The organism is Kitasatospora aureofaciens (assembly GCF_001188955.3).
Taxonomy (GTDB): Bacteria; Actinomycetota; Actinomycetes; order Streptomycetales; family Streptomycetaceae; genus Kitasatospora; species Kitasatospora aureofaciens.
The window spans coordinates 1-21,321 of sequence record NZ_JPRF03000039.1 but is presented as its reverse complement, the minus strand read 5'-3'; the positions used below and the strand labels follow the sequence as shown (position 1 = coordinate 21,321).

Annotated in this window: 24 protein-coding genes and 2 pseudogenes; 14 read left to right on the top strand and 12 right to left on the bottom strand. The window is 72.7% G+C overall.

The window, feature by feature from the left end:
• Positions 1 to 21 precede the first annotated feature (21 nt).
• A complete protein-coding gene (locus HS99_RS42720; protein WP_030286659.1) occupies positions 22 to 294 on the top strand; it encodes a hypothetical protein in 273 nt (90 codons plus the stop codon).
• Between the two features lie 235 nt (positions 295 to 529).
• Here the strand turns inward: HS99_RS42720 and HS99_RS25180 are convergent, their stop codons facing one another.
• Positions 530 to 748 carry a hypothetical protein gene (locus HS99_RS25180; RefSeq protein ID WP_046385588.1) on the bottom strand — a complete coding sequence of 73 codons (219 nt, stop codon included), beginning with the start codon at positions 746 to 748 and terminating at the stop codon, positions 530 to 532.
• Between the two features lie 136 nt (positions 749 to 884).
• Between HS99_RS25180 and HS99_RS25175 the strand changes: the two genes are divergently transcribed.
• Positions 885 to 1,643 (top strand): GntR family transcriptional regulator, encoded by a 759-nt coding sequence (locus HS99_RS25175; protein ID WP_030554326.1) that lies wholly within the window; start codon positions 885 to 887, stop codon positions 1,641 to 1,643.
• Positions 1,644 to 1,908: 265 nt separating this feature from the next.
• Here the strand turns inward: HS99_RS25175 and HS99_RS25165 are convergent, their stop codons facing one another.
• Together HS99_RS25165 and HS99_RS25160 are read right to left on the bottom strand one after the other, a co-directional pair.
• Positions 1,909 to 3,576: a fumarate hydratase gene (locus HS99_RS25165; protein ID WP_030286668.1), complete on the bottom strand. Its 1,668-nt coding sequence runs from the start codon at positions 3,574 to 3,576 to the stop codon at positions 1,909 to 1,911.
• An 89-nt stretch (positions 3,577 to 3,665) separates the two neighbouring features.
• Positions 3,666 to 4,967, bottom strand: a complete 1,302-nt coding sequence (locus tag HS99_RS25160) for an RNA-guided endonuclease InsQ/TnpB family protein (RefSeq protein ID WP_240520888.1) — start codon at positions 4,965 to 4,967, stop codon at positions 3,666 to 3,668.
• 129 nt (positions 4,968 to 5,096) lie between these two features.
• On the opposite strand from HS99_RS25160, the gene HS99_RS25155 reads away from it, so the two are divergent.
• A complete protein-coding gene (locus HS99_RS25155; protein WP_223885987.1) occupies positions 5,097 to 5,867 on the top strand; it encodes a DUF1707 SHOCT-like domain-containing protein in 771 nt (256 codons plus the stop codon).
• A 316-nt stretch (positions 5,868 to 6,183) separates the two neighbouring features.
• Complete coding sequence (locus tag HS99_RS25150) at positions 6,184 to 6,558, top strand: WhiB family transcriptional regulator (RefSeq protein ID WP_370863296.1); 375 nt, start codon at positions 6,184 to 6,186, stop codon at positions 6,556 to 6,558.
• Positions 6,559 to 6,701: 143 nt separating this feature from the next.
• Here the strand turns inward: HS99_RS25150 and glpX are convergent, their stop codons facing one another.
• Positions 6,702 to 7,742: a class II fructose-bisphosphatase gene (glpX, locus tag HS99_RS25145; protein ID WP_030286673.1), complete on the bottom strand. Its 1,041-nt coding sequence runs from the start codon at positions 7,740 to 7,742 to the stop codon at positions 6,702 to 6,704.
• 215 nt (positions 7,743 to 7,957) lie between these two features.
• Here glpX and HS99_RS25140 point away from each other — a divergent pair, with 215 nt between their 5' ends.
• The gene (locus tag HS99_RS25140; protein WP_223885986.1) at positions 7,958 to 8,494 is read left to right on the top strand and encodes a DUF4245 domain-containing protein; all 537 of its coding nucleotides are present in this window, start codon (positions 7,958 to 7,960) and stop codon (positions 8,492 to 8,494) included.
• Between the two features lie 69 nt (positions 8,495 to 8,563).
• On the opposite strand, the gene HS99_RS25135 is transcribed toward HS99_RS25140, so the two are convergent.
• Entirely contained in the window at positions 8,564 to 9,166 is a 603-nt protein-coding gene (locus HS99_RS25135; protein ID WP_030286677.1) for a malonic semialdehyde reductase, read from the bottom strand.
• Between the two features lie 112 nt (positions 9,167 to 9,278).
• The gene (locus HS99_RS25130) at positions 9,279 to 9,545 is read right to left on the bottom strand and encodes an exodeoxyribonuclease VII small subunit (RefSeq protein ID WP_030286679.1); all 267 of its coding nucleotides are present in this window, start codon (positions 9,543 to 9,545) and stop codon (positions 9,279 to 9,281) included.
• A gap of 91 nt (positions 9,546 to 9,636) precedes the next feature.
• Between HS99_RS25130 and HS99_RS25125 the strand changes: the two genes are divergently transcribed.
• Complete coding sequence (locus HS99_RS25125; protein WP_050366597.1) at positions 9,637 to 10,032, top strand: hypothetical protein; 396 nt, start codon at positions 9,637 to 9,639, stop codon at positions 10,030 to 10,032.
• On the opposite strand, the gene xseA is transcribed toward HS99_RS25125, so the two are convergent.
• Together xseA and HS99_RS25115 are read right to left on the bottom strand one after the other, a co-directional pair.
• Positions 9,968 to 11,173 carry an exodeoxyribonuclease VII large subunit gene (xseA, locus tag HS99_RS25120; protein ID WP_030554334.1) on the bottom strand — a complete coding sequence of 402 codons (1,206 nt, stop codon included), beginning with the start codon at positions 11,171 to 11,173 and terminating at the stop codon, positions 9,968 to 9,970. The two genes, HS99_RS25125 and xseA, sit on opposite strands and share 65 nt — an antisense overlap.
• Before the next feature lie 49 nt (positions 11,174 to 11,222).
• Positions 11,223 to 11,369: pseudogene (locus tag HS99_RS25115) on the bottom strand (amino acid permease); the annotation flags it as partial.
• 110 nt (positions 11,370 to 11,479) lie between these two features.
• Between HS99_RS25115 and HS99_RS25110 the strand changes: the two are divergent.
• Together HS99_RS25110 and ppgK are read left to right on the top strand one after the other, a co-directional pair.
• Positions 11,480 to 12,454 (top strand): 4-hydroxy-3-methylbut-2-enyl diphosphate reductase, encoded by a 975-nt coding sequence (locus HS99_RS25110; RefSeq protein ID WP_030286688.1) that lies wholly within the window; start codon positions 11,480 to 11,482, stop codon positions 12,452 to 12,454.
• Positions 12,455 to 12,610: 156 nt separating this feature from the next.
• Positions 12,611 to 13,357 carry a polyphosphate--glucose phosphotransferase gene (gene ppgK, locus HS99_RS25105; RefSeq protein WP_030286690.1) on the top strand — a complete coding sequence of 249 codons (747 nt, stop codon included), beginning with the start codon at positions 12,611 to 12,613 and terminating at the stop codon, positions 13,355 to 13,357.
• A 75-nt stretch (positions 13,358 to 13,432) separates the two neighbouring features.
• On the opposite strand, the gene HS99_RS25100 is transcribed toward ppgK, so the two are convergent.
• The gene (locus tag HS99_RS25100) at positions 13,433 to 14,026 is read right to left on the bottom strand and encodes a DUF6542 domain-containing protein (protein ID WP_141763805.1); all 594 of its coding nucleotides are present in this window, start codon (positions 14,024 to 14,026) and stop codon (positions 13,433 to 13,435) included.
• A gap of 161 nt (positions 14,027 to 14,187) precedes the next feature.
• Between HS99_RS25100 and HS99_RS25095 the strand changes: the two genes are divergently transcribed.
• Together HS99_RS25095 and ychF are read left to right on the top strand one after the other, a co-directional pair.
• The gene (locus HS99_RS25095; protein WP_030286695.1) at positions 14,188 to 14,580 is read left to right on the top strand and encodes a VOC family protein; all 393 of its coding nucleotides are present in this window, start codon (positions 14,188 to 14,190) and stop codon (positions 14,578 to 14,580) included.
• 84 nt (positions 14,581 to 14,664) lie between these two features.
• Positions 14,665 to 15,738 carry a redox-regulated ATPase YchF gene (gene ychF, locus HS99_RS25090; RefSeq protein ID WP_030286697.1) on the top strand — a complete coding sequence of 358 codons (1,074 nt, stop codon included), beginning with the start codon at positions 14,665 to 14,667 and terminating at the stop codon, positions 15,736 to 15,738.
• 70 nt (positions 15,739 to 15,808) lie between these two features.
• On the opposite strand, the gene HS99_RS25085 is transcribed toward ychF, so the two are convergent.
• Positions 15,809 to 16,474, bottom strand: coding sequence for an HAD-IA family hydrolase (locus HS99_RS25085; RefSeq protein ID WP_030286725.1), 666 nt, complete (start codon positions 16,472 to 16,474; stop codon positions 15,809 to 15,811).
• Positions 16,475 to 16,550: 76 nt separating this feature from the next.
• A pseudogene (locus HS99_RS46935) lies at positions 16,551 to 17,698 on the bottom strand (dihydrofolate reductase family protein).
• A 178-nt stretch (positions 17,699 to 17,876) separates the two neighbouring features.
• On the opposite strand from HS99_RS46935, the gene HS99_RS25070 reads away from it, so the two are divergent.
• From HS99_RS25070 to HS99_RS25060, 4 genes are all read left to right on the top strand, one after another.
• Positions 17,877 to 18,692 (top strand): methyltransferase domain-containing protein, encoded by an 816-nt coding sequence (locus HS99_RS25070; RefSeq protein ID WP_030286732.1) that lies wholly within the window; start codon positions 17,877 to 17,879, stop codon positions 18,690 to 18,692.
• 153 nt (positions 18,693 to 18,845) lie between these two features.
• Complete coding sequence (locus HS99_RS25065) at positions 18,846 to 20,282, top strand: DUF4190 domain-containing protein (RefSeq protein ID WP_050366595.1); 1,437 nt, start codon at positions 18,846 to 18,848, stop codon at positions 20,280 to 20,282.
• A 159-nt stretch (positions 20,283 to 20,441) separates the two neighbouring features.
• The gene (locus tag HS99_RS45195; RefSeq protein ID WP_167344908.1) at positions 20,442 to 20,606 is read left to right on the top strand and encodes a hypothetical protein; all 165 of its coding nucleotides are present in this window, start codon (positions 20,442 to 20,444) and stop codon (positions 20,604 to 20,606) included.
• A gap of 9 nt (positions 20,607 to 20,615) precedes the next feature.
• On the top strand, positions 20,616 to 21,062 hold the full coding sequence (locus HS99_RS25060) for an NUDIX domain-containing protein (RefSeq protein WP_046386552.1): 447 nt from the start codon (positions 20,616 to 20,618) through the stop codon (positions 21,060 to 21,062).
• 75 nt (positions 21,063 to 21,137) lie between these two features.
• On the opposite strand, the gene HS99_RS45190 is transcribed toward HS99_RS25060, so the two are convergent.
• Positions 21,138 to 21,321: hypothetical protein (locus HS99_RS45190; protein ID WP_211295901.1), on the bottom strand; the 184-nt coding region annotated here is incomplete at its 5' end.

Sequence of the window (21,321 nt, the reverse complement as noted above, 5' to 3'; positions counted from 1 at the left end):
TGACCGAAAGGCGGCCGCCCAATGGCCAATGACCAGAGCGAGACCCCGGTTCCGTCGACGCCCGGGAACGCGGCGCAGACCGGTGCCCCGGCCGCCGCTGTGGAGGCGGGCAAGGCTGTCGAGGGCGCGGTCACCGCGTCCTCGAACCCGGCCGGATACACCGCGCCGACCGACGCCGACAAGACCGCGTTCGAGAACGGCTCGTTCGGTGACGAGGGTGAGTACATAAACGAGCCGGCCGGTGAGCCGGGCGGTCCGCTCAAGCCGGAGAGCGTCGTCGGCGGCCACCCGTAAGCAGCCCTTCGCCCAGTGCCCCCTGCCCCCGTCCGGGCACGGGGGCACTGTCGTGATGTGCGCGCCAATTCGTGTGCGGGTCCCTCGGTGGCCGATTCCCGCCCTCGCTGCACGCATGGTGACCGGGGCGGTCCGTAACGTGCGCGGCGGCGCCTCCGAAGCGTTCCGGAATTCCGGATTCACCGGGGGGATTACGGGCGCCCGAATGCCATGGTTTGCGTGGGTTTCGCCGCAATTACCGGGGCTGAAGGCATTCAGTCGAATCGCGGGGCTCGGGGGCCGGTGAGACGTGATGGGGTTCGGCGGTCCACTCGCGGCCGCCGTGCTCGGGGCGCAGGTAGTGCTCGCCGCCGATGGTGTCCATGTAGATGCCGGTGCGTCCGGTCCTGCGGTCGAGGACGAGTTCACCCGCGTGGGGCCGGTAGGCCGGGGCGTTGCGCTGTCGGATGGTCACCGCACTGCTCCTTCGCTCCGTCAGCGACTGGCAGACATCTCTAGAGAAGCTAATATCTCTAGAGATGTCAACGGTCGTATCTCCTTACCGGCGACCGCGGGCGCGCCTACGATTGTCCGAGGGAGAGGGAGCGGCGATGACCGGCAGCAGTGGCGACAAGCAGCCCAAGTACCAGCGGATCGCCGACTCCCTGAAGGCGGCCATCGACACCGGCCGCTACCGCGCGGGCGACCGGCTCCCCGGCGAGAACGACCTCATGGACGAGTACGGCGTGGCCCGGATGACGGCCCGCCAGGCGCTGGGCGTGCTGCAGAGCGAGGGCATCGCGGAGGCGCGCAGGGGCGCCGGGGTGTTCGTCCGGGACTTCCGTCCGCTGCGCCGGCGCGGCATCCAGCGGCTGGCGCAGGGGCAGTGGGGCTCCGGCCGGTCGATATGGTCGGCGGACATCGACAACCGCAGCCTGGTGGTCGACCAGGTGTCCGTCACTGAACAAGGCGCGCCCGATCACGTGGCCGGGGTGCTCGGCGTGGAACCGGGCGTCCCGATGTGCGTGCGGCACCGCCGCTTCGTCCTGGACGGCAAGCCGGTGCTGCTCTCCACCTCCTACCTGCCGGCCGTCCTGGTCGCCGGCACCGCGATCACCCGCGAGGACACCGGCCCCGGCGGCACCTACGCCCGGCTGGCCGAGATCGGCGCCAAGCCCGTCCACTTCCGCGAGGAGGTCCGCTCCCGGATGCCCGCCGCCGAGGAGGCCGCCCGCCTCGAACTCTCCGCCGGCACCCCGGTCATCCTGATCTGCCGCACCGCCTTCGCCGACGAGGGCCAGGTCGTCGAACTCAACGAGATGATCCTCGACGCCGCCTCCTACGTCCTGGAGTACGGCTTCGACGCCTGAGCGTCGCGGTGCTCGTCAGGCAGCGGTCGGTCGACGAACGTCCTGCTCGCGCAGCTCATTGACGACCCGGCGACGGTGGCGAAGTCGTCTAGATGCAGGACCGCCATGTCGTGGTGGACGGCGGCGCCGGCCAGCGGTAGGCCTGCCGGACCGGCCGCCTCGGCCATCAACGGTCCCCACTTCTGAGCTGCAGCGAGCAGACGGAACCGCCCCGGCCGCAGGGCGGCCGGGGCGGTTCGGGGGCGCACAGGGGCGTTCCTCCCGACTACTCCTTGGAGCGGATCCGCAGGTTGGTGATCAGCGGGCCCTCGGTCGTCTCGCGGAAGAAGTCGTTGCCCTTGTCGTCGACGACGATGAAGGCCGGGAAGTCCTCGACCTCGATGCGCCAGACGGCCTCCATGCCGAGCTCGGCGTACTCCAGCACCTCGACCTTCTTGATGCAGTCCTGGGCGAGGCGGGCCGCGGGGCCGCCGATGGAGCCGAGGTAGAAGCCGCCGTGCGCGGCGCAGGCGTCGGTGACCTGCTTGCTGCGGTTGCCCTTGGCGAGCATGACCATGGAGCCGCCGGCGGCCTGGAACTGGTCGACGTAGGAGTCCATCCGGCCGGCCGTGGTGGGGCCGAAGGAGCCGGAGGCGTAGCCCTCGGGGGTCTTGGCCGGGCCGGCGTAGTAGACCGGGTGGTCCTGGAGGTACTTGGGCATGCCCTCGCCGGCGTCCAGACGCTCCTTGATCTTGGCGTGGGCGATGTCGCGGGCGACGACGAGGGTGCCGGTGAGCGAGAGCCGGGTCTTGACCGGGTACTTGGACAGCTCGGCGCGGATCGCGGACATCGGCTGGTTGAGGTCGACGCGCACCACGTCGTCGTCGAGGTGCTCATCGGTTGTGTCCGGCAGGTACTTCGCCGGGTCGGTCTCCAGCTGCTCCAGGAACACGCCCTCGGCGGTGATCTTGCCGAGCGCCTGGCGGTCGGCGGAGCAGGAGACGGCCATCGCGACCGGCAGCGAGGCGCCGTGGCGGGGCAGTCGGACCACGCGCACGTCGTGGCAGAAGTACTTGCCGCCGAACTGGGCGCCGATGCCGATCTTCTGGGTCAGCTCGGTGACCTTGGCCTCCAGCTCCAGGTCCCGGAAGCCGTGGCCGGTCTTGGCGTTGCCGGAGGTCGGCAGGTTGTCCAGGTAGTGCGCCGAGGCGTACTTGGCGGTCTTGAGCGCGAACTCGGCGCTGGTGCCGCCGATCACGATGGCCAGGTGGTACGGCGGGCAGGCGGCGGTGCCGAGCGAGCGGATCTTCTGCTCCAGGAACGAGAGCATGCTCGCCTCGTTCAGGATGGCCTTGGTCTCCTGGTACAGGTACGACTTGTTGGCGGAGCCGCCGCCCTTGGCCATGAACAGGAACTTGTACGCGTCGCCGTCGGTGGCGTACAGCTCGATCTGGGCGGGCAGGTTGTTGCCGGTGTTCTTCTCGTCCCACATGGTGACCGGGGCCATCTGCGAGTAGCGCAGGTTGAGCTTGGTGTACGCGTCGTACACGCCGCGCGCGATGGCGGACTCGTCCGCGCCGGAGGTCAGCACGTTCTGGCCGCGCTTGCCCATGACGATCGCGGTGCCGGTGTCCTGGCACATCGGCAGGATGCCGCCGGCCGAGATGTTGACGTTCTTCAGCAGGTCGAGCGCGACGAAGCGGTCGTTCGGGCTGGCCTCCGGGTCGTCCAGGATGCGGCGCAGCTGGGCGAGGTGCGCGGGGCGCAGGTAGTGCGAGATGTCGTGCATCGCCTCGGCCGTGAGCAGGCGCAGCGCCTCGGGCTCGACCTGGAGGAAGGTGCGGCCGCCGGCCTCGAAGGTGGAGACACCCTCGGACGTGAGCTTGCGGTACGGGGTCGGGTCAGCGCCCAGGGGGAGCAGGTCGCTGTACTCGAAGTCTGGCGTGGGAGCCATCGGGGCGGTCCTTAGGTGTCCAGTGGTCCGGCTGCGTCGGCGAAGCACCATCCAGGGTAAGACCCGGTCGTGGCGGGCATGCGGACAGGTCAGCCTTGCTTGAGTGCTCCCCCAGTCGAAGGCGGGGGTCCGCCTTCGACTGGGGGATTCGTGGCTCGTGCTGCGTGGTCGCCCTGCGGGTGACCACGTCCTACGCACTCAACGCCAGCCGGGTTCAGACCTGCCCGGTGGAGCATTACGTGGGCGGAGCTCTTGTCCCTCGGGGAGGAGACTCCGCCCGCGGTGCAGTTGTAGGTGCGCATCCCCAGCGGCAGTGCGTGCCTGGCTCTCGCTCCGCAGTGCGCGCAGTCCATCGTGGTGTGCGCGGGGTGGACCAGGTGCACGGCCCTGCCGTGCTTGCGGCCCATTTCGATCAGGGCCGTCTTCGTTGCGCCGATGGCAGCGGCAGCGGCCTTCCTGGCCATGGAGGTCTTGGCGAGGAACTTCGGTCGGAAGTCCTCTACTGCTATGTGGTCGTGGTCCCGGACGACGGTCTTGGCCCACTTACGGGCGGTGTCCTGGCGCTGTCGGGCGACCTTCTTGTGCAGTTTCGCGGCCCGCCGTCGCGCCTTGCGGTAGCCCTTGGACTGGGCCCTTCCCTTCGGCCGTTCGCGGCGTTTCATCTGCCGCTGGTACTTCGCGAGCCGTTGCGCGGCCTTCTTGCCGTGCTCGGAATGCGGGAGGTCATGTGCGTCGGACGTGGTGGTTGCGATCTCCCTGACGCCCCAGTCGATGCCGATCACCACTCCAGTAGCGGGCAGCGGTTCGACGGTCGACGGGACGACGAACGAGGCGCACCAATGGCCCAGGGCGTCCTGGTATACACGTACCGAGGACGGCTCGGCGGGCAGTTCCCGCGACCACACCACCGTCAGGACGATCCCGCCCGCGAGGTGCAGGCGGCCGTCCTTGAGGCGGAAGCCGCGCCGGGTGTAGTTCAAGCTCGGCAGGGCCTCACGCTTCTTCTTCGGCTTCGGCACGCCCGCCCGGCGGTGCACCGGCAGCCGGTCCCTGGTGTCCTTCTGCGCCTTCGCACGTACTTTGCGAAGTCCCGGATGATCTGCTGCTGCGGTACCGAAGCGCCCTCGCGCATCCACCCCCATGGCGGCGCGGGCCTCGGTCAGCATCTTGTCCAGCTCCGCCGGCCCACAAGTCACCTTCGGCGCGCCATCGGGCCGGGTGCGGTTGGCGATGTGCTGCTGCCGGGACTTGGCCACACACTCGTTCCACACCCACCGACACCTGCCCCACTCTGCTTCGAGCGCGGCGCGGGCGGTGGCGGACACGCGCAGGCGGTGGGTGTACCGGGCATGCCCGGTATCCTCCATGGTCTCCTGCCGCGTTTCCATCATGTCCTCACAGCCGCGTGATCCGCTTTGCTCTCGGGCTTCCCTAAGGCTTGCACACGGGACTGACACATCTTCCGGTTGTCAGGTGACGGGGCTCACTCGGGCTGGAATGCGAACGACTAGGCTTGGCCCGTGGAGAACTCGCCGTCGCAGGACGACCCGGGGCAGCCGCCGGTGCCGGTGCCCGTGCCCCTGAGCAAGCCCGAACTCGAGCCCCGCTCCGGGCCCGTGGCCGCACCGCGGCCGTCGACCGCCCCGGTGGCGGACGCGGAGATGCGGGTCTCCGACGCCGACCGCGAGCGGATCGCGGAACTGCTGCGGGACGCCTACGCGGAGGGGCGTCTGGACGCGGAGGAGCACGCGGAGCGGATCGAGGCCGCGTACGCCGCCAAGACCTTCGGCGACCTGGTCCCGTTGACCAGGGATCTGCCCGCCCACCGCTCGGTGTCCTTCGACAAGCCGCCGCTGGGCGCCCAGGAGCCCGCCCCGGCGCCGGCCAGGCCGCTGCCGCCCGCGCGGCAGGAGGCACCGTCCGTGGTGGCGATCTTCGGCGGCGCGGCCCGCAAGGGCCGTTGGCGGGTCGGCTCGCACCTGTCCGCCTTCACGGCGTTCGGCGGGGTGGACATCGACCTCACGGACGCCGTGTTCGAGTCCCCCGAGGTGGAGATCACGGTGACCGCGATCTTCGGCGGGGTGGAGATCCGGGTGCCGGAGAACGTGAGCCTGATCGGCTCGGGGGTCGGCATCTTCGGCGGCTTCGACGTCCGCGAGCAGACCGTGGCGGACCCGTACGCTCCGGTCGTGCGGGTCAAGGGCGTTGCCCTGTTCGGAGGTTGCAACGCCAAGCCGCGCCGGGGCAAGAAGCTCAGGGAGTGGGTGCGCAAGCAACTCGGTACGGAATAGTCCGAATTGACCTGTCGAGTGCCCGGCCGTGGATCAACTCCCGGTCGGGCACTCGGCGTTGTGTCCGGTGCACTCCGTAGTCGATTGCGTGCAGTGTGCATGAATCGCGGCCGGGCGGGGTAGTTCCTTCCGCACATCGCTTCTCGTACGGCTGTGCACCGGAGGCGGCCAGCGGCCGCCCCGGGCGTTGGACAGCGGGGGCTCGCAGCCGGGCGGGGGAGCGGGGTCCCCCGTGTCCGAGAGCCTCGTCAGGAGTACGGCCGTGCTGCATCCGATCGAGTCCCGCACCAACTCGCCAGTCGCCGCCGCCCAGTTGCTGGAGCGCCGTCCGGCCGTCCGCCCCCAGCCGCAGCCCCCGGGCGGCACGGCGGGTGGGGCCGCGGGTGAGGACAATCCGTGGCACACCGGTGCGGCCTGTCGGAGGGACGAGGCGGGACTGTTCTTCGCGCCCTCGAAGGAGCCGACGGCGGCCCGGCTGTCGCGCGAGGAGCAGGCCAAGCAGGTGTGCGCCCGCTGCCCGGTGCTGCTGGAGTGTCGTGAGCACGCGCTGGCCCAGCCGGAGCCGTACGGGGTCTGGGGCGGGCTGACGGCCGCCGAGCGGCGGGTGGTCCTGGCGCGGCGGCGCCGCCGGGACGCGGAGCTGCGCGAGGCGGCCGGGGTGGCCACGGCGGGGCGCCGGATAGCCGGCTGACCGCGGGCCGGAGGACCGGCCGGGAGGAACGGCCCCGCGAGCCGGAGAAGCGAACCCGGAGAAGCGGGCCGGAGAGCAGGCCGACGCGGCCCCGGCGGAGGGGGATTCCGCCGGGGCCGCGTCGTGAGCCGTTCGCGCCCGGGTCAGTTGGCGCGGTCGAAGTCGATCGCGCTGTAGGCCCGCAGCTTCGACAGCTTGTGGACGGAGTTGATCTCGCGGATCGTGCCGCTCTTGGAGCGCATCACCAGCGAGCTGGTGGTGGCGGTCTCCGAGCGGTAGTGCACACCGCGCAGCAGCTCGCCGTCGGTGATGCCGGTGGCGACGAAGAACACGTTCTCGCCGCTGACCAGGTCGTTGGTGGTGAGCACCCGGTCCAGGTCGTGCCCGGCGTCGAGGGCCTTCTGCCGCTCGGCGTCGTCCTTGGGCCACAGCCGGCCCTGGATCACGCCGCCCATGCACTTCATCGCGCAGGCCGCGATGATGCCCTCGGGGGTGCCGCCGATGCCCATCAGCAGGTCGACGCCGGTGCCCTCGCGGGCGGCCATGATGGCGCCGGCCACGTCACCGTCGGAGATGAACTTGATCCGGGCGCCCGCCTCGCGGATCTCCCGGACCAGGCCGTCGTGGCGGGGACGGTCGAGCACGACCACGGTGACGTCCTCGACCGCGCTGCCCTTGGCCTTGGCGACCCGGCGGATGTTGACGGCCGCCGGGGCGGTGATGTCGACGAACTCGGCGGCCTCCGGGCCGGCCACCAGCTTGTCCATGTAGAACACGGCGCTGGGGTCGAACATGGTGCCGCGGTCGGCCACGGCCAGCACGGCCACCGCGTTGTTCATGCCCTTGGCGGTCAGCGTGGTGCCGTCCACCGGGTCGACCGCGACGTCGCACTCGGCGCCGGTGCCGTCGCCGACCCGCTCGCCGTTGTAGAGCATCGGGGCCTCGTCCTTCTCGCCCTCGCCGATGACGACCACGCCGTTCATCGAGACGGTCGAGACGAGGGTGCGCATCGCCTTGACGGCGGCACCGTCGGCGCCGTTCTTGTCGCCCCGGCCGACCCACCGGCCGGCTGCCATCGCGGCCGCCTCGGTGACCCGGACGAGTTCGAGCGCGAGGTTCCGGTCCGGAGCCTCGGGCGCGACCTCCAGGGCACTGGGAAGGTGGTGCGGGTACTGCGTGGTCATCGTCGTTACCTCTCTGTACGCGACGGCCAGTGAGCGCCCGACTACTGCCTGGTCGAACGCCGTGGTGAGGGTGATGCGATCGTATCTGCCCACGAGATGACTGTCTGTGGCGCGGGTCGCCACCCCGGGGCGAAAAGTGGCCTTTCGCCCGCCTTCACCCGTACGTGCACACCCCGGGTGGCCCTGCCGGGATGTGGATGAGTCACCATGTGGGGGTGGCTGCAGAGAGCAAGGGCATGAGGGGTCGGCAGACCGTACGGGACATGGTCCTGTCGATGCTGGCGGTCGGTTTCGTCGTCTGGATCGGTTACCTGTTCCTCCCGCACGACGCGAACAGCGACCCGGTGCACGTGGTCGAGTACAAGGTGGCGGCGGCCTCCGCGAAGCGCGCCGCGCCCTACCCGCTGCTGGCCCCGGACGGGCTGTCCGACAAGTGGCGGGCGACCTCGGTCAGCTACACGCCGGCCGACCTCAGCGGCGGCAAGGGCAACGCCTGGCACCTGGGCTTCGTGACGCCCTCCGGCCAGTACGCCGCGGTCGAGCAGGCCGACGTCCCGCGCGACAAGCTGCTCGCCGACAAGGTCGCGGGCGCCCAGCCGGACGGCACCTCGGACGCCGCCGGGCGCACCTGGGACCGGGAGCAGGGCGACAAGGCCCGTGCGCTGGCCGCCCGGAACGGCTCGGCGACCACCCTGGTCACCGGCACCGCCTCCTACGAGGAACTGGCCGAGCTGGCCCAGGCGCTCAAGTAGCCCCCTCCGCGCACGGAAGGGCCCGCACCGGACGAACCGGTGCGGGCCCTTTCCCGTCGCGGGGTGCGATCAGACCGTGGTGACGACCTGGTCGTACTCCAGGCGCGGGGAGCGCGGGAACCAGGCGTCCTCGCCCGGCTTGCCGATGTTGACCACGGCCAGCACCGAGTGCTCGCCGTCGCCGAAGAACTCCTTGTTGATGCCCTCGGCGTCGTAGCCGGTCATCGGGCCGGCGGCCAGGCCGGCGGCGCGCACGCCGATGATGAAGTAGGCGGCCTGGAGGGCGCCGTTCAGCTTGGCGGACTGCTCACGGACGGCGCGCTCCGCGAAGAACACGTCCTTGGCCTGCGGGAAGTGCGGGAACTGGGTCGGCAGCTCCTCGTGGAACTCGTTGTCCGCGGCCAGGATGGCGACGAGCGGGGCGGCGGCGGTCTTGGCCTTGTTGCCGTCCGCCAGGTGCTGGACGAGGCGCTCGCGGCCCTCGGCGGAGCGGACCAGGACGACGCGCAGCGGCTGCTGGTTGAAGGCGGTCGGGCCGTACTTGACCAGGTCGTAGATGGCCTGGACCTGCTCCTCGGTGACCGGCTCGTCGGTGAAGGTGTTCGCGGTGCGGGCCTCGCGGAACAGCAGGTCCTGGGCGGCGGCGTCGAGTACCAGGGCGTCGGTGGTCATGCTTCTGCACCTCATGCGGGAGGAGGGGGTTCGTCGGTGTGACCGGCGCGGCCGATCAGTCCCTCCAACATAGGTGAAGATTCAACGATTCCCCAAGGGGGTGTGACCCGCCTCACTCCCCGGCCGGGCCCGCGCCCTCCTCGGCGGCGAGTGCGGCATCCAGCCGGGCCCGGGCGCCGTCCAGCCACCGCTGGCAGACCTTCGCCAGCTGCTCGCCGCGCTCCCACAGCGCCAGCGACTCCTCGAGGGAGATTCCGCCGTTCTCCAACTGCCGGACCACCTCCAGCAGCGCGTCCCGGGCGTGCTCGTAGCCCAGCGCGTCGTCCGGGGTGGGTGCCGTCGCGGCCTGCGGTTCCTGCTGTCCCTGCTGCTCTGCCATGCGAGCCAGCGTAGGGGCTGGCGCCGACAGGAAGGGTCCGGTACGGCCCGAAATCCGGGTGCACCCGGCCGGCGGCGCTAGCCTCCGCCGCATGACCGAGGTCCGACCCGCCGTCCCCGCCGACGCGCCCGAACTCGTCCGGCTGCGCAACGTGATGCTCGAGGAGATGCCCAGCATGGCCGCCCTGGTCGGCCCCGGGCCCTGGCAGGCCACCGCCGAGCGGATCCTGCGCGAGCGCCTGGCCGTCCCGTCGGAGGAGCTGACCATGCCCTCCTTCGTGGTCGACGACCCGGAGCGGCCCGGCCGACTCGCCGCCTGCGCCGTCGGCACCCTGGAGGAACGGCTGCCCTCACCGGGCAACCCGGACGGCCTGTTCGGCTTCTCTTCGGTATCTGCACCGACCCCGACCACCGGCTGCGCGGTTACGCGACGGCCACGTCGAAGCCGCCGCCCGCCACCCGGGCGTGCAGCCCCTCCCCGGCCGTGACCTGCGCCGGGTCCGTCACCACCGTGCCGTCGGCCCGCTGCAGCACCGCGTAGCCGCGCTCCAGGGTCGCCGCCGGGGAGAGGGCGACCACCCGGGCCAGGGTGTGTCCGAGGTCGCTCTGGGCGTGGTCCAGCCGGTGCCGCAGGGTGCGCCGGGCCCGCTCCAGCAGCCCCTCCACCTCCTGGCCGCGCCCGTCCAGCATCCGGTGCGGGGCGGCCAGGGCCGGGCGGCTGCGCAGCCCGTCCAGCCCGTGCTGCTCGCGCTCGACCCGGGACTGCACGTGTCGGCGTGCGCGGTCGCGCAGCTGGCGGACCTTGGCGAGCTCCTCGCCGACGTCCGGAACCACCCGTTTGGCGGCATCGGTCGGGGTGGAGGCACGCAGGTCGGCGACGAAGTCCAGCAACGGCTGGTCCGGCTCGTGCCCGATCGCGCTGACCACCGGCGTACGGGCGGCCGCGACCAGCCGCACCAGGCCCTCGTCCGAGAACGGCAGCAGGTCCTCCACGCTGCCGCCGCCGCGGGCCACGATGATCACGTCCACCTCGGGGTGCTCGTCCAGCTCCCGGACGGCCGCGCCCACCCGCTCCACCGCGCTGATCCCCTGCACCGGGACGTTGCGCACCTCGAAGCGCACGGCCGGCCAGCGCCGCCGGGCGTTCTCCAGCACGTCCCGCTCGGCCGCCGAGCCGCGACCGGTGACCAGCCCGACGCACTGCGGCAGGAACGGCAGCCGCCGCTTGCGCTCGGCCGCGAACAGGCCCTCGCCGGCGAGCCGGCGCTTCAGCTGCTCCAGCCGGGCCAGCAGCTCGCCCAGGCCCACCGGCCGGATCTCCGAGGCCCGCATCGACAGCTGCCCGCGGGCCGCGTACCACTCCGGCTTGGCGTGCACGACGACCCGCGAGCCCTCCTGCACCACGTCCGCGACCTGGTCGAACACCGACCGGAAGCAGGTCACCGTGAGCGACACGTCGGCCTGCGGGTCGCGCAGGGTCAGGAACACCACGCCCGCGCCGGGGCGGCGGCTCAGCTGGGTGATCTGTCCCTCGACCCACACCGCGCCGAGCCGGTCGATCCAGCCGCCGATCAGCGCGGAGACCTTGCCGACCGGGAGCGGGGCTTCGGGGGAGCTGGTGTTGGCCATGCGTACGAGGCTAGCGGCGCCCGCCGACACCGTCCGCCGTACCGCCCTCAGCGGCGCCCGCCGACGCGTCCAGCACCCCGAAGACGCCGACCGGCGCCATCGGGGCGATGAACAGCAGCCCGTAGACCATCAGATCGCGGACACCCAGGGTGCGGCGCAGACCGCTCGGTGTCGGCTGATCGATCGCAGCGCTCATAGGCAGCACATTTGGGCATTGGTGATCCATGACGACCGGAAAGTCGCCCACCGTCGGCGCGGCTCCCCGCCGCGGCAGGCGGGCCTCCCGGGCGCCCGTACGATGGAGCCATGTCCAACACCGCGCAGCGCCGTGTCCTGCTCGCCGCCCCCCGGGGCTACTGCGCGGGTGTCGACCGCGCCGTGATCGCCGTGGAGAAGGCCCTGGAGCAGTACGGGGCGCCCATCTACGTCCGCAAGCAGATCGTCCACAACAAGTACGTGGTGCAGACCCTGGAGAAGAAGGGCGCGATCTTCGTCGACGAGACGGAGGAGGTGCCCGAGGGCTCGATCGTCGTGTTCTCCGCGCACGGTGTCGCCCCGTCGGTCCACGACGAGGCCCGGGCCGGCAAGCTCGCCACCGTCGACGCCACCTGCCCGCTGGTCACCAAGGTGCACAAGGAGGCCGTGCGCTTCGCCGACGAGGGCTACGACATCCTGCTGGTGGGCCACGAGGGCCACGAGGAGGTCATCGGCACCATGGGCGAGGCCCCGGACCGGATCCACCTGGTGGACGGGGCCGAGGACGTCGCCAACGTGCAGGTACGGGACGAGTCCAAGATCGTCTGGCTGTCCCAGACCACGCTCTCGGTGGACGAGACCATGGCCACCGTCGGCGAGCTGAAGAAGCGCTTCCCGGCGCTGGTCAGCCCGCCCAGCGACGACATCTGCTACGCGACCCAGAACCGCCAGGTCGCCGTCAAGCAGCTGGCCCCGGAGACCGACCTGCTGATCGTGGTCGGCTCCAAGAACTCCTCCAACTCGGTCCGCCTGGTCGAGGTCGGCCTGGAGTACGGCGCCAAGGCGGCCCACCTGGTCGACTTCGCCGAGGAGATCCAGGAGTCCTGGCTGGAGGGCGTCACCACGGTCGGCCTGACCAGCGGCGCCTCGGTGCCGGAGATCCTGGTCGACGGCGTGCTGGAGTTCCTGGCCAGCCGCGGTTACGACACGGTCGAGACGGTCAAGACCGCCGAGGAGCACCTGACCTTCTCGCTGCCCAAGGAGCTGCGCCGCGACCTGCGCGCCGAGGCGGCCGGCAAGCTCTAGACCCGTCGTGGAGGACCCGGTGCCCGGTGCGGGCGCCGGGTCCTCTGCTGTGCGCCCCCGCCCGGGTTCTCGTAGTTTTGTGCCCGGGCTGCTTTCATGCACAGGCTGTGGACGATCCGGTCCACGGCCGGACGGCGGAGGGTGGAGGGTCGAGCGATGACGGCGGTATTCGGCGTGGACATCGGCGGTTCGGGCATCAAGGGCGCCCCGGTGGACCTCGCCCGGGGCGCGCTCACCCAGGAGCGGTACAAGGTGCTCACCCCGCAGCCGTCCGAGCCCGAGGCCGTGGTCGCCGCCGTACGCGAGGTGGTCCGGCACTTCGACCACCGGGGCCCGGTCGGGCTGACCTTCCCCGGAGTGGTGGTCGGCGGGCACACCAGGACCGCGGCCAACGTGGACAGGGGCTGGATCGGCCTGGACGCCGCGCGCCTGTTCCGCGAGGCGCTGGACCTGCCGGCGACCGTCCTCAACGACGCGGACGCGGCCGGCCTCGCCGAGACCGTGCACGGCGCCGGGCGGGGCGAGCCCGGCGTGGTCCTGGTGCTCACCTTCGGCACCGGCATCGGCAGCGCGCTGTTCGTGGACGGCACCCTCGTGCCCAACACCGAGCTGGGCCACCTGGAACTGCGCGGCAAGGACGCCGAGCGCCGGGCCTCCTCGGCCGCCAAGGAGCGGCACGACCTCAGCTGGGAGCAGTGGGCCGAGCGGGTCGACGAGTACCTGGACCTGGTGGAGATGCTGTTCTCGCCGCAGCTGGTGGTGATCGGCGGCGGGGTGAGCCGCAAGCACGAGAAGTTCCTGCCGCTGCTCAGGGACCGCGAGGCGAGGGTGGTGCCGGCGGCGCTGCGCAACGATGCGGGGATCGTCGGGGCCGCCATGGCGGCGGCCCGGGCGGCGCGCTGACGGCCCCGGGCCGGTGACGTCGCGCCCGTGCTCCGCGCCGGTGACCCTGCGCCCGTGGTCCCGCGCCCGGGCCGCTCAGCGGGAGCGGTGGATCCGGCGCTGGGCGACGAAGCGGGCGAGCACGATCACCGCAGCCAGCCCGGTGCCGGAGAACAGCCACCCGGCCCGCAGCGCCAGCCCCGTCGCCAGCGCCACCAGCTGGGCGGTGATGCCCGGGGAGCTGACCGGCGCGAGCAGCACCAGGGCCAGCGCGAAGCCGATCGGCCCGCTGATCGGGGCGGCCAGCAGGTCGGCGTAGCGGACCCGGACGGCCAGCTGGAAGCAGACCACCAGGTAGCCGACGCCGAACAGCCAGCCGAGGTCACCGAAGAGCCCCCGGTCCAGGCCGGCCACCGCGAGCGTGGCCAGCACCGCGGCCACGCCGGTGCCGATCGCGGTCAGCCGGGTCGGCCGGCCGGTCCGGCGCCGCCCGTAGACCCGCAGCCGGCGCTGGGTGGACGGGCGCGCCGCGGCGGCCCGGTCGGCCACCGAGCGCAGCCGGGCGGGGGGAGTGGCGGGGTCCCGGGGGCCGTCGGGAGCCCGGCCGGGCCCGGGGACGGCGGCGGGGGCCGCGCCGTTCGGCGGACGGCGTCTGGGCCCTGGCGGCTGGGTACGGATGCTCTGCTCCATCCGTCCAACGTACGGTCCGATCATCGCCACACTGTGTAATGGACCGTTCAGGTCTTGTCCCGTGTCTTCGAATGGCGTACTCCTGTGATCGTCACTCAAAGCCCTGGCCTGCGGGACTGAGTCGAGGCAACGATCATCAGATGACCGCACGGGGGACTGGCGTGAGTGCCGACTTCACCTTCGAACGCATCGACCACTTCCAGCTCGACATCCCGGCGGGCGCCGAGGACGAGTGCCGGGCCTTCTGGTCCGGCGTGCTCGGCATGACCGAACTCCGGAAGCCGCCGGTGCTGGCGGCGCGCGGCGGCTGCTGGTTCCGCGGCGGCGGTGTCGAGGTGCACCTCGGGGTGACCCCGGACTTCCGCCCGGCCCGCAAGGGGCACCCGGGCATCCTGGTGCGCTCGCTGGACGCCCTGGCCGAGCGGCTCACCGCACACGGCCACGAGGTGACCTGGGACGACAACCACCCCGGCCACCGCCGCTTCTACTCCGCCGACAGGTTGGGCAACCGGCTGGAGTTCCTGGAGCCCCTGCCGGCCCCGACCGAGGCGTGAGGCGTATGGAGCGCTGCCCGTAGACTTGGGGGTCGGCCCGTACGGTGCCGACCCAACTCCTCCAAGCCCACGGGACTGCGCTTCATGTCGCTCACGATCGGAATCGTCGGCCTGCCGAACGTCGGCAAGTCGACCCTGTTCAACGCCCTGACCAAGAACGACGTGCTGGCGGCCAACTACCCGTTCGCCACCATCGAGCCGAACGTCGGCGTCGTCGGCGTCCCGGACGAGCGGCTGGCCAAGCTCGCCGAGATCTTCGGCTCGCAGCGCATCCTCCCGGCCACCGTCGACTTCGTGGACATCGCCGGCATCGTGCGCGGCGCCAGCGAGGGCGAGGGCCTGGGCAACAAGTTCCTCGCCAACATCCGCGAGTCGGACGCGATCTGCCAGGTCGTGCGCGCCTTCACCGACCCGGACGTGGTGCACGTGGACGGCAAGGTGTCGCCCAAGGACGACATCGAGACCATCCACACCGAGCTGATCCTGGCCGACCTCCAGACCATCGAGAAGGTCCTGCCGCGGCTCCAGAAGGAGGCGCGCCTGAAGAAGGAGACCGCCTCCGTGCTGGCCGCCGCCGAGGCCGCGCAGGCGATCCTGGAGACCGGCAAGACCCTCTTCGAGGCGGGCTTCGACACCACCCCGATCCGCGAGCTGCACCTGCTGACCGCCAAGCCCTTCCTCTACGTCTTCAACGTGGACGAGGACGAGCTGGCCGACGAGGAGTTCAAGGACGCCCAGCGCGCGCTGGTCGCCCCGGCCGAGGCGATCTTCCTCAACGCCAAGATCGAGTCCGAGCTGATCGAGCTCGACGACGACGAGGCCCTCGAACTCCTCCAGTCCATGGGCCAGGAGGAGCCCGGCCTCGCCACCCTCGCCCGCGTCGGCTTCGACACCCTGGGCCTGCAGACCTACCTCACGGCAGGCCCCAAGGAGACCCGCGCCTGGACCATCAAGAAGGGCGCCACCGCCCCCGAGGCCGCCGGAGTCATCCACACCGACTTCCAGAAGGGCTTCATCAAGGCCGAGGTGATCGCCTTCGCCGACCTGGTCGAGGCCGGCTCCACCGCCGAGGCCCGCGCCAAGGGCAAGGCCCGCATCGAGGGCAAGGAGTACGTCATGCAGGACGGCGACGTGGTGGAGTTCCGCTTCAACGTCTGACCGGACCGCCCAACTCCCTCCGCAGGGGCCGGACTTCCTTTCGGAGTCCGGCCCCTGCGGCGCTGCCGGGTCAGGCCCGGACGGTGAGGGTGAGGGTGCCGTCGGGGGCGGTGGTGACGGTGACGGCTTCGAGGGTGGGGGCGAGGGCGTCGGGGTGGTGGGCGGCGGCCCGGGGGCCGATGCCGATGACGCGCATGCCGGCCGCGCGGGCGGCGGCGATGCCGGCGCCGGAGTCCTCGAAGGCGAGGCAGTCGGCGGGGGCGAAGCCGAGGGCGGCGGCGCCCTTGAGGAAGCCCTCGGGATCGGGCTTGCTGGCGCCGACGGACTCGGCGGTGACCAGGACGGGCGGCATCGGGAGGCCGGCGGCGTCCATCCGGATCCGGGCGAGCGGCAGGTCGGCGGAGGTGACCAGGGCGTGCGGCAGGCCGGTCAGCGAGGCGAGGAAGGCGTCGGCGCCGGGGACCTCGACCACGCCCTCGGTGTCGGCGCGCTCCTCGGCGAGCATCTGCTGGTTCTCGGCGAGGTTGACCTCGACCGGGCGGTTCGGCAGCAGTTCGGCCATGGTCGCGTGGCCCTGGCGGCCGTGGACGACGGCGAGCGCCGCGACGGGGTCGAGGCCGTGGCGCTCGGCCCAGCGGCTCCAGCAGCGCTCGACCACGGCGTCGGAGTTGACCAGGGTGCCGTCCATGTCGAGGAGGAGGGCGCTGGCGGTGAACCGGACGGGGGTGGCGGGCACGGGGCGGCTCCGGGGGGCGAGAATGGCGGCGGACGTCGGTGAAGACGAGCCCTTTGTTTCTAAATGATACAAAAGATCATCCGAACAGATGGGCGTTGACCTCCCGGGCCTCCTCAGCGAGCTCCGCCAGCTCCACCACCTCGATCCCGGCCGCCTCCAGCAGTGCCGTGCCCTGGCAGTCCGTGACGAACAGGTCCGGCTCGCGCCAGGCGACCACCACCCGCGGCACGCCCGCCGCGATGAGCAGCCGGGCGCACGGCACCGGCCGCGAGGCGCGCCGGCCGCACGGCTCCAGGCTGCTGTAGACGGTCGCCCCGCGCAGGCGGGGGTCGCCCGCCGGGAGCTTGGCCAGGGCCGCCTCCTCGGCATGGTCGTGCGCGTCCGTCTCCCGGCTGAAGCCCTCGGCCAGCACCCGGCCGTCGGCGCCGACGATGACCGCGCCGACCGAGAAGGCCGTACCGGAGGGCGGGCAGCGACGGGACAGCTCGACGGCCCGGCGCAGGTGGTCGAGGTCGGTGGTCGTGGGGCGGTTCACGGCGCGGGCTCCTTCGGGGCGTACCTGAGCAGGACGACGTCGCCCACCGTACGTGCCTCCAGCAGCCGCATCCGCCGGCCCGGCCCGCCCGGGAAAGCGGCCGGGCGGACGAACCGCGGCGCCTCGGCCTGGCCGACCAGCAGCGGGGCGACCGCCAGCTGTAGTTCGTCCGCCAGGCCGCGGGCGAGGAACTGGGTGTGCACCCCGCCGCCGCCCTCGACCATCAGCCGGCGCACCCCGCGCGCGCCCAGGTCGTCCAGCACCGCGCCGAGGTCCACCGAGCCGCTGAGCGCGACCACCTCGGACAGCCCGTCGAGCCGGGGCCGCAGCACGGCCGCCCCGGCCTCCGTGGTGTAGGCGAGCTTCGCGCCGCCGGTGTGCCAGAACCGCAGCCCGGCGTCGAGCGCGCCGCTCGCGCTGAGGGTCACCTTCAGCGGGTACTCGGGCCGCCCGGCCGCCAGCCGGGCGGCCCGGCGTGCGGGGTCGTTGACCAGCAGCCGCGGGTTGTCCGCGCGCAGGGTGTTGCCGCCGACCAGGACCGCGTCGGCCGCCGCCCGCTCCTCGTCGACCCGGTCGAAGTCGGCGGCGTTGGAGAGCAGCAGGCGGTCGGGGGAGGCGTCGTCGAGGTGGCCGTCGAGCGACACGGCGGCGCTCAGCAGGACGAAAGGGCGCTGGCCGGGGCCGGGCATGGGCGGGACCGTTCTGTCGGGGCCGTTCGGTCGGGCGCCTCCACGGTACGGCGGGCGGGCCCGAACGGGCCGACCGGTGGCCGCCATGTGAGATGGTTCTTCTCGCCATACGGGACGGGGCGTAGCGTCGAGGGCGTCGCGGAAACGGAAGACCGACCACGCCTCTTGGGGGAGACCCATGTCCGGATCGCAGCCCGCCGCCTACACCCACGGCCACCAGGAGGCGGTGCTGCGCTCGCACCGCTCCCGTACCGCGGCCGACTCCGCCGCCTATCTGCTGGGTCAACTGCGGCCCGGGCAGGCGCTGTTGGACGTCGGCTGCGGCCCCGGCACGATCACCGCCGACCTGGCCGAGCTGGTCGGCCCCGGCGGCCGGGTGGTGGCCGTCGACGCCTCCGCCGAGGTGCTGGAACAGGCCGCCGGGTACGTCGCCGGGCGCGGCCTGTCCAACGTGGTGTTCGAACTCGCGGACGTGCACCGACTGCCTTACCGGGACGGCGAGTTCGACGTGGTGCACGCCCACCAGGTGCTGCAGCACCTGGCCGATCCGGTGGCCGCGCTGCGCGAGATGCGCCGGGTGACGACGCCCGGCGGGGTGGTCGCGGCCCGGGACGTCGACTACGCCTCGATGACCTGGTACCCGGAGGCGCCCGCGCTGGACCGCTGGCTGGAGCTGTACCGGCGGACCGCCCGCGCCAACGGCGGCGAGCCGGACGCCGGGCGTCGGCTGCTGTCCTGGGCCCGCGCGGCCGGTCTCACCGAGGTGACCGTGACCACCGGCACCTGGACCTTCGCGACGCCCGAGCGGCGCGAGTGGTGGGGCGGGATGTGGGCGGACCGGGTGACCGGTACGGCCTTCGGCCGGACGGCCGTGGAACGGGGCTTCGCGGACCGGGCCGAGCTGGAGCGGATCGCGGACGGCTGGCGGGAGTGGAGCGCCGCCGAGGACGGGTGGTTCTCGATGATCCACGGCGAGGTCCTGGCCCGGGTCTGAGCGGGCGGTCGGGGAGGCCGACGCGCGGGCGGGCGTTCGGAAAGATCGGGTAAAGTCGCGCGACCGTTCGCATCGGGCCCGTCCGGCCCGAGCGGCGGCGCCGAAGCCGAAACGCCGAGTCGAGGCCCGCCCCGGCGGGCAGGGGGAGTCCACGTGTCCAAGCCTGAGTCCGAGCTGCCCGCCGCTCCGGGGCCGGACCCGCGGGTGGACTTCCGCAAGGACCCGGACACCGCGGAGCCGAAGGCCGGGGAGCCGAAGGCCGGGATCCCGGACACCGCGGAGCCGGAGGCCGCGACCCCGGACGCCGAGGAGCCGCAGGACCCCGCCGACCCCTGGGCTCCACCGGCCGACCGGCCCGCCCAGGCCGCCCCGGCCCCCTCGCAGGCCCCGCCCCAGCCGCCGCCCCCGCCGCTGCCCGCCGGCGGCTGGGCCTCGGTGCCGCCCTCCGCCGAGTCCGGCTTCCGGCCCGGTGACCCCTACCCGAACCCCGACCCGCGCTCGAACCAGCACCCGTACCCGCCGTACGCCCACCACCCCTACAACCCCCAGCCGGAGCCGCGCACCAACGGCTTCGCCGTCGGCTCCCTGGCGACCGGCCTGAGCCTGCTCTCGCCGGTGGCCCTGGTCTTCGGGATCGTCGCGCTGGTCCAGATCAACCGCCGCGGGCAGCGCGGCCGCGGCATGGCGGTGACCGGACTGGTGCTCGGCGTGGCGGGCACGCTGCTGCTGTCGCTCGCCCTGGGCGCGGGGGACTTCGGCCCCGCGCGGGGCGGGCCCGGCGGCGGATACGCCCAGAAACCGCCGGCCGGGTCCGTCCGCTGGTCCGCCCTGAAGGCCGGGGACTGCTACAACTCGCCCGATGTGACCGGGAAGACGGACGAGAACGGCGACGAGACGGTCTACTGGGTGCGCCGGGTGGTCTGCTCCGACCCGCACCACGGCGAGGTGGCCGGCACCGCCAGGATCCCGGACAGCAGCGGCCCGTACCCGGGAGCGACCGTCGTCCGCGAGCGCGCCACCACGCTGTGCCGCACAGTGCTCGACGACTACGCGCTGGACCAGTGGGCCGTCCCGGACGGCATGGACGACGTCTACCTCTACCCGAGCGCGGGCAACTGGGCGGCCGGCGAACGGTACGTCACCTGCGCCTTCGAGGACCGCGACGACCAGCACCTGGGGACGGTCCGCACCGACCGCCGCACCCTGACCTCCGTTCAGCTGGCCTACCTGGACGCCGTCCGGGGCTTCGGCGCGGTGTACGCGGACGAGCCGAAGAAGGACGTGGCCGTCGCCGAGGCCGAGTACCGCTCCTGGGCCCGGCGGATGGCCGCCGCCTCCCGGGCCGAGGCCGCCGCCCTGCGCAAGCCGACCGCGGAGTGGCCGACCGACATCCAGCCGAAGGTCGACAAGCTGGCCGCGACCCAGACCCAGGCGGCCACCGCCTGGGACGCCGCGGCCTCCGGCGACGACGTGCCGGGCGATCTGCGCCGGGCCCGGGCGCTGACTGCCAAGACGGTGCCGGTCAGCGTGGAGATCCGGCGCGCGCTCGGTCTGTCCACCGGCGAGCAGGTGCCCGACCTCCGGGCCTGAGCCGCTCCGCCGGTTACCCAGCGTTAACACCGCCCATACCTGCCGGTAGCGCGCGCCCCGTAGGGTGACCGGCGTGTCCCCGGCCCGACCCCCACGCCGGCCGGGGACACCGCGGGGACTCCGGCCGAGGTCGCCCGGCGGGCCGGTACGCTCCCCCGCATGGGCACCTTTCGGGTGATGCGGCAGGACGACAACGGCAACCGCTTCCTGGTCGCCAGGGGCCTGGCCGAGGCCGAGGCGCGACGCCTGGCGGCCGAGTTCGAGGCGCGCGGCCACAAGCAGCTGTACTGGGTCGAGTCCGAGCCGACGGACCCCGCCCCGTAGGGTCGCGGCATGGAACAGACCGGCCGGACCCCCGACGCCACCCCGCTGCGGATCGTCGTCGGCGGCGCGCTGATCCGCGACGGCCGGGTGCTCGCCGCCCGGCGCAGCGCGCCCGCCCCGGTCGCCGGGCGCTGGGAGTTCCCCGGCGGCAAGGCCGAGCCGGGGGAGACCGAGGCGCAGACGCTGGAGCGCGAACTGCTGGAGGAGCTGGGCGTACGGGCGCGGGCGCTGCGGCGGCTGCCCGGCGCGTGGACCGTGCGCCCGGGGCTGGAGCTGCGGTTCTGGGCCGCCGAGCTGCTGGCCGGTGAGCCGAGCCCGCTGGCGGACCACGACGAGCTGCGCTGGCTGGGCGCGGCCGAGCTGGACTCCGTGGACTGGATCGAGCACGACCGCGAGGTGCTGCCGCACGTCGCCGAACTGCTCGCGCCGGCGGATGACGCGCAAGCCGCCGGATAGGTCAATCGAACAAGACGACCCGGCGGCCGGGATAGCCTGGGTCCTGCTGGGTATGTCACTTTTCGGCACTATTCGTCACCATCGGTGAGCCGCCCCAGCCGGCCCTCCAAGTGAGCGCGCTGCTCGGGGAGAGGGGCGCCGGGCGGCGGCCTCGGCGGCCCCGACCTCCAGGACCTGCCGGTAGGTCAGCGCGTCCTCCAGGGCGCCGCCGAGGTCGCGGGCGGCGCGGCGCAGGTCGGCCACGTCCGGTTCGGGCATC